The organism is Mycolicibacterium agri, assembly GCF_002553505.1.
GTDB lineage: Bacteria > Actinomycetota > Actinomycetes > Mycobacteriales > Mycobacteriaceae > Mycobacterium > Mycobacterium agri.
Window position 1 is genome coordinate 1 of the sequence record NZ_PDCP01000164.1, and the last position, 5361, is coordinate 5361.

Annotated in this window: 7 protein-coding genes; 3 read left to right on the forward strand and 4 right to left on the reverse strand. The window is 61.6% G+C overall.

Annotated elements, in window-relative coordinates; genetic code table 11:
- The 3 genes from CQY20_RS33110 to CQY20_RS33120 form a co-directional block, all read right to left on the reverse strand.
- On the reverse strand, window positions 1-178 hold a 178-nt coding region (locus CQY20_RS33110; protein ID WP_474630429.1), incomplete at its 3' end, for a transposase.
- 859 nt (window positions 179-1037) lie between these two features.
- Window positions 1038-2906, reverse strand: a complete 1869-nt coding sequence (locus CQY20_RS33115; protein WP_109789784.1) for an AAA family ATPase — start codon at window positions 2904-2906, stop codon at window positions 1038-1040.
- A 33-nt stretch (window positions 2907-2939) separates the two neighbouring features.
- The gene (locus CQY20_RS33120; protein ID WP_163700458.1) at window positions 2940-3815 is read right to left on the reverse strand and encodes a DNA-methyltransferase; all 876 of its coding nucleotides are present in this window, start codon (window positions 3813-3815) and stop codon (window positions 2940-2942) included.
- A gap of 113 nt (window positions 3816-3928) precedes the next feature.
- Between CQY20_RS33120 and CQY20_RS33125 the strand changes: the two genes are divergently transcribed.
- Window positions 3929-4180, forward strand: coding sequence for a hypothetical protein (locus CQY20_RS33125; protein ID WP_133119199.1), 252 nt, complete (start codon window positions 3929-3931; stop codon window positions 4178-4180).
- Window positions 4181-4395: 215 nt separating this feature from the next.
- Window positions 4396-4698 (forward strand): hypothetical protein, encoded by a 303-nt coding sequence (locus CQY20_RS33130; protein WP_133119200.1) that lies wholly within the window; start codon window positions 4396-4398, stop codon window positions 4696-4698.
- A gap of 105 nt (window positions 4699-4803) precedes the next feature.
- Here the strand turns inward: CQY20_RS33130 and CQY20_RS33135 are convergent, their stop codons facing one another.
- Complete coding sequence (locus tag CQY20_RS33135; RefSeq protein ID WP_207767366.1) at window positions 4804-5010, reverse strand: helix-turn-helix domain-containing protein; 207 nt, start codon at window positions 5008-5010, stop codon at window positions 4804-4806.
- 12 nt (window positions 5011-5022) lie between these two features.
- On the opposite strand from CQY20_RS33135, the gene CQY20_RS35300 reads away from it, so the two are divergent.
- Window positions 5023-5199, forward strand: a complete 177-nt coding sequence (locus CQY20_RS35300) for a hypothetical protein (RefSeq protein ID WP_207767367.1) — start codon at window positions 5023-5025, stop codon at window positions 5197-5199.
- The last annotated feature ends 162 nt before the right edge of the window (window positions 5200-5361 follow it).

Here is a 5361-nt window from a genome sequence, read left to right on the forward strand (position 1 = left end):
GTACCCAGGAGCGCACCGACTCCACGCCGTAGCCGAGCTGACGGGCCACCCGCGCTACCGTGCCCTGCTCGGTGCCCAGCTCTTTGCGCAGCGTGCGGACCATCCGCACCGCAGCAGCCTTCTCCTCCGAGCTGTAACGGCGCGTCGTGGGCTTCCCAGGCGACTGTTCCTTCGGCATACCTGCATCCTCGTTTCCAAGGTCAGGAGCCTCCAGCATTTCCAGGGCGATTCAAAGCGAGGTCCGTAGACGGAGAGGTCGATCTCTCCTGCCTTGGCGGCTGGCATGCCATCCAGGCAGCCCTCTATCCAGTCGGTCAGTTCACGGTACGGGCCGGGATTAGCAATCTCTCGACGCTGCAGTCGCCGATTCACCTGTGCCACTACACGTTTGGCAGCTCCCGCTGTCCGGATCGCTTGCGCGTTGCGAACACATTGAGTGAAAACTGGGAGCTGAACTGCGCGCCCAAGACGATCACGGAGGCGACGCACCGCGGAGTACTCGACGGCGTCAGGCGTCGCAAGGCTCGCCGAGAGGCTGCGTTTCAGTTCGTTGTTGAGCCACATTGCCGCGTAGGTAGCGAGGATGTTTTCCGGTGTGTTGGCTCCCCGTCGCACCTCCAGCACAGGAAACGTGATGTCTTGGTCGCCGCCAGGTGCGCGCGTCACCCATCTGTTAACGTCGAGTGCGCCCCTCATAGATCCAACGTGCTCGGCGCCACGCAGCTCGTACCGGAATGTAGAGCGCTTGTTGATAGCTTCAAGTAGCGCAGTCAGTTTCCGCGTGGCAGCAAGTGCGACGCGCAGCCGCAATCCTGCTCGAAGCACATCGAGGTCGGTGCTGTCGTCAGCCATCGAGGCGGCGGCACGATCGACCAATTCCTGCTCGCCGCCTGAGAAGTAGAGTCCGAGTAGCGACAGCGATGCCTCCACGGCCGACTGACGTGCCGCCTCGCTCAGTGCGCCCCCCGGAGCCGAGTCGATCAGAACGACATCGTCACCGGAGTGGTCGCCCAACCATTCGGTCTCGTTAGTCGCGCTCACGTGCTATGCGGATCCAAAAGGTGCTGAAGCGCCGCTCTGGCATTGGTCAGCCCGGTGTGCTCGAACAAGTCCCCGGCTCGGGACAGCTGAAACTCGTCGAGCTGACCCATCTGCGGCACAAGACGATCCGCGACACCCCAATCGAGCGCTTCCTTCGTCTCCGCGCCACTCACAGTTCGAAGCAGCATGACACGCATGATGTCCACAACCTGTGCTGTGCCGACCGGCCACCCCGCAACCGTGTCCGTTGTCTGCCGTAGACCGGTGATCAGTGCCTGGAGTGAGCTGATCTCGGTAGCGAGTACCAGCCTGGTGGCCTCCAACGAGGCAAGCGTGAGCACAGCCCCGTACGTTTCCGACAGCCAGTCATAAGCAATGTGGAGACTGTTGATTGTCTCGGTACTGAGTTCAGTCGGGTCACCGGTCGGCGGTGTGCCTACCGTGATGAACTGGAAGCGCCGGGTGAGACCCTGTGAAATCGGATTGACGAAGCTTGTGTCAAGGTCGTTCATCGCCGCGATGATCCGGAACCTGCCTGGCACCCAAAGCTGTTGTCGTCCTTCAGATTCGAACCACAGGTCGATTGGGCTTCGTTCCAAATTGGCGGCGTCGCATGACGAGAGGACCGTGTAAAGCGAGCCGATGGCCTTGTCGATGTCGGCGCGGTTGAATTCGTCGATCAACAGCCATGCACCTTGCCGCTGTCGAGACGGTGCCGAGTCCTCAACTGCGCCTTCTGCTTCCGCAGTGACATCGGTGCGCACATGGACAGCGCACTTAAGTGCTGCATCGGAGACCTTGCCGTATGAGGGCTGAAGGCTGCCATCGGCCGCTGGCCGAAGGCCACCGATCACGTGGAACGGTGACCATTCGCTCGTGGCCGTCGACTCGAGCAGGAGTACATCAAATGCGTCCGCCAGGATTCGCGCCAACGTCGTTTTGCCCGTGCCGGGCGGTCCCTGGAGAACCAGGTGTCCAACCAACAGCGCTGTCACGCAGCGGGCAACGAGAGCTTCAGCTTCTGGCAGGACGATACGACTTTCGGCTAGGCGCTTGAGAACTGTCTGGGTTATGCGCGTGACATCGGCGTCCCGGAGCGGGTACGCGCAGAAGTCGCGTGTCCATCGGAGATTGTCCTCGTTTGGTTCGTTTTCCGTGCTCACTTCCGCCTTCGGTGGAGTCGTGGACGGCACGTCAAGCGGCGCTGGCTCTTCAGTTGCAGGTGCGATCTCGATTGTCAGGTCGTCGTTGATGGGCCGACCGGCCTGGAGGAGTCCTTCCATCGGTCCACTCGGAGGCACATAACCGGGCGCTTCCACCGAGTAGAAGTCGTCGAGGTCGGTCTCGTCGAGCGGATAGTTGGCATTGAACCAGTCCACGAACGCATCAAGGTTCGGGAGATCTTGGTCGCGGCCTAACCACAACGCCAGGCTGAGCCGCTTCACAGGCTTGACGTCGCGTTCCGAGAGAGCATGTCCAGCGGTCGGTCGAAGCGCGGTGCCGATTCGCTTGGTGTGCTCGTCGTTCCACGCGATGTCGAACAATTCCTGCCCCAGAAGATCCTGTGTCCGAAGCCGTTGCAGCGTCGACCCTGGGTAGTCGGCCCTGATGAACGTTGGCGGATCCTGCCAAACCGCCAGGTAGGGGCTCTGGCTGTTGTCCCGTAGGCGGAACGCCTCGAGAACCGGCCGCTCTTGTTTTGTCCCGAAGCCACGGATGGTCGGCAACGGCTTGTCGTCTAGAAGATCCTGGTCCTCCGTCACGCGCGCCCGTAGCAGCGCGGGAATGGTCACGATCGTCAGCGGGTGGCTGCCCGCCAAGTCGGCGGCCGCGGCCTTCAAGAGCTCTGGGGATGGGTACGGCACACGAGCACGGTAGCCGTCAACCCGTTAGTCGAACTACCCCTTTTTGCGCGTGTCCGACTTGAGCACGCCCGCAATATGGTCGCAGAAGTCCTGGTTCAGTTCGATGCCTACTGCGTGCCGCTTCATTTCTAATGCCACCGACATGGTGGTGCCACCACCGGTGAACGGATCAAGCACTGTGCCATCCTCAGGGCACCCGACTGCGATACATCTGCGGACGAGGTCACGCGGATAGGGTGCGTAGTGGGTACCGCGTGCCAGCGAATTCCGCTCTGGTTCGATGAACCAAACGTCTTCCTCGCCTTGCAGTGCCTCGCGGTCGAAGTAGTACCTGACCGACTTCGTGAACATGAAGATGTGCTCGTACTTGCGCCAGGGGCGATCCTTCGCTGTGGGCTCGGGAATGCTTGACTCGCGCATCCAGATGATGTCGCTGCGGAGCGTCCAGCCCGCCGCCTGCATAGCAAGCGCAACCCGCCACGGAATGCCGATGAGCGACTTTCGAGGGAGACCAAGGCCGGGACCGTCGACCGCTCGCAGTACAGACATCCGTCGACGCCGATGTTTGGCGTCTTCACCGTGCGGCCGGCCCTTGGCGTTGTAGTACGTATCGCCCAGATTGAGGAAGACGGTGCCTGTGGGCTTGAGTGCCTCCCGTAGGGCCCCCATCGACGCAGCGATGTTGTCAACGAACCCCTGGATGGTGGCTTCCATGCCGATCTGGCCCTCGACGTCGTAATCTCGCTGCCAAAAGTAGGGCGGGCTCGTCACGACACAGTCGATGGATTCAGGTTCCAAAAGCGCCGCCTGCTCACGGCAATCGCCCTGGATCAGATCCCAGGATCGCCCAGACTGCTTACCAGAGGCAACGACGTTCGGACTTCCCGTAGTTCGCGCGGGCTCACTCATCGCAAACCTTTCCATCGAACGGGTGTACGCCCGCTACTGTAAGAGATCTCCGTCGGTTTGCAGCGGCGGCGCGCCGACCAAATAAGAACGTGTCGCTCGCCTACCGTTATGACGTGGATGACGCCCGATACCTTGCGGGCCCGAAGGAGATCGGCCAGGTGCTCGGCGTGGAACCGAACACCGTAAATGTCTGGCAGCGAAGAGATGCTTCGCGCCCACCGTTTCCCGCGCCGATCGTGCGCCTCGCCGGTGGTTCGATCTGGGACATCCGTGATGTGATCGCGTGGGCGGACGCCACTGGCCGGACGGTTCAGCAGCGCGACTACACCGCGCCCGGATGGGTACCTGACCAGCCCAAACACTAGCTTGTTGACCATTTCCTCCGAACCGTATACGTCGCCACCGACAAGAATCGAACACTAGTGCGATAACTCGGCGGCACGGCATCGCCACGCCGAAGGCGCGTTCGTAAAGTTATGAGTCGTCCACCATGGCGGTCGGCCGCTGGGTGAAACGCCACCATGGCCGTCGAGTATCTTCGCTGATCCAGCCACGCAAACTTCAGTAGTACGGTGTGAGCGTGACCGGTTGGGAACGGGCCGACGCCAGGTATGGCGTGAGCATCCAGCGAGGCACATCTGCAGTCCCCGACGACGGCAGGTATCACGTCGTGGTGGATGGCGAGATCGTTCTTTCGACGAAGGTCGAGGCCGCGGCGATCGCAGAATTCGAGGATATAAGAGAGCAGCGCAGGGCACCCGGGAGAAAGCTGCTGCGCGAGGAAGTGGGCGACGCCGCGTACCGCTCGATGAGATTGGCAGGATGGACTGCGAAGGTTCACCGTGACTCACGGAAGGGTGGCCGAGGCGTAGGTCGGAGATAGTTATGCCATGCCGCCTGCACTGTTGTCCGTCCAGCCATCGCGCACCGAAACGACGACCCGTCAAGACTCGACGTGGGTTGTCGTCAACTTGGACCTTCTGGGCGGCTACCGTGGCCGACCGTGGGTGTCGCGCAGATTCACGCCTGCTTTCTTGAGCGCATTGAGCACCGTGGTGGCGTCGACACCCAAGTCGTCACCGATAGCGGCGAGTGAGTGACCGTCGGCGTAGAGCCGCTTCGCTTGCTCGACCACGGTCGGCGTCATCTTGAGTTGCGGACGAACGGGGACACCGTGGCGCTCCAGATGTGTCACGACCGTGCGGCGATGGATCCTGAACTGGTGGGCAAGTTCGTACGTCGACCTGCCACCGCGGTACTCCTCAACCAGCTGCGTCTGCTCAGCTGGGCTCAGCCTGCGGTTCATGCGGTAGCGCTTTCGGTCACCCCGATCTACCTGCAAATACTCTGGATCGGCACCGCCCGCAACGCCGTCCAGTCCTGAACGGGCTAGTTTTGCGAGGGCGGTGTCTGTGCTTGAAAGCGCTTCACGAAGGACCACCAGGCACTACTGCGTTTTGACGATCGTTTGTTGCGCGTCGCTCAGGATGACGATGATGGCGTCAATGGGGTGGACGACGATCTGATGATGAGAACGGCCCCGCTC

Coding starts and splice junctions, on each gene's coding strand:
- CQY20_RS35300 (WP_207767367.1), top strand. CDS start 5,023: ATGGATCCTGAACTGGTGGGCAAGTTCGTACGTCGACCTGCCACCGCG.
- CQY20_RS33120 (WP_163700458.1), bottom strand. CDS start 3,815: ATGAGTGAGCCCGCGCGAACTACGGGAAGTCCGAACGTCGTTGCCTCT.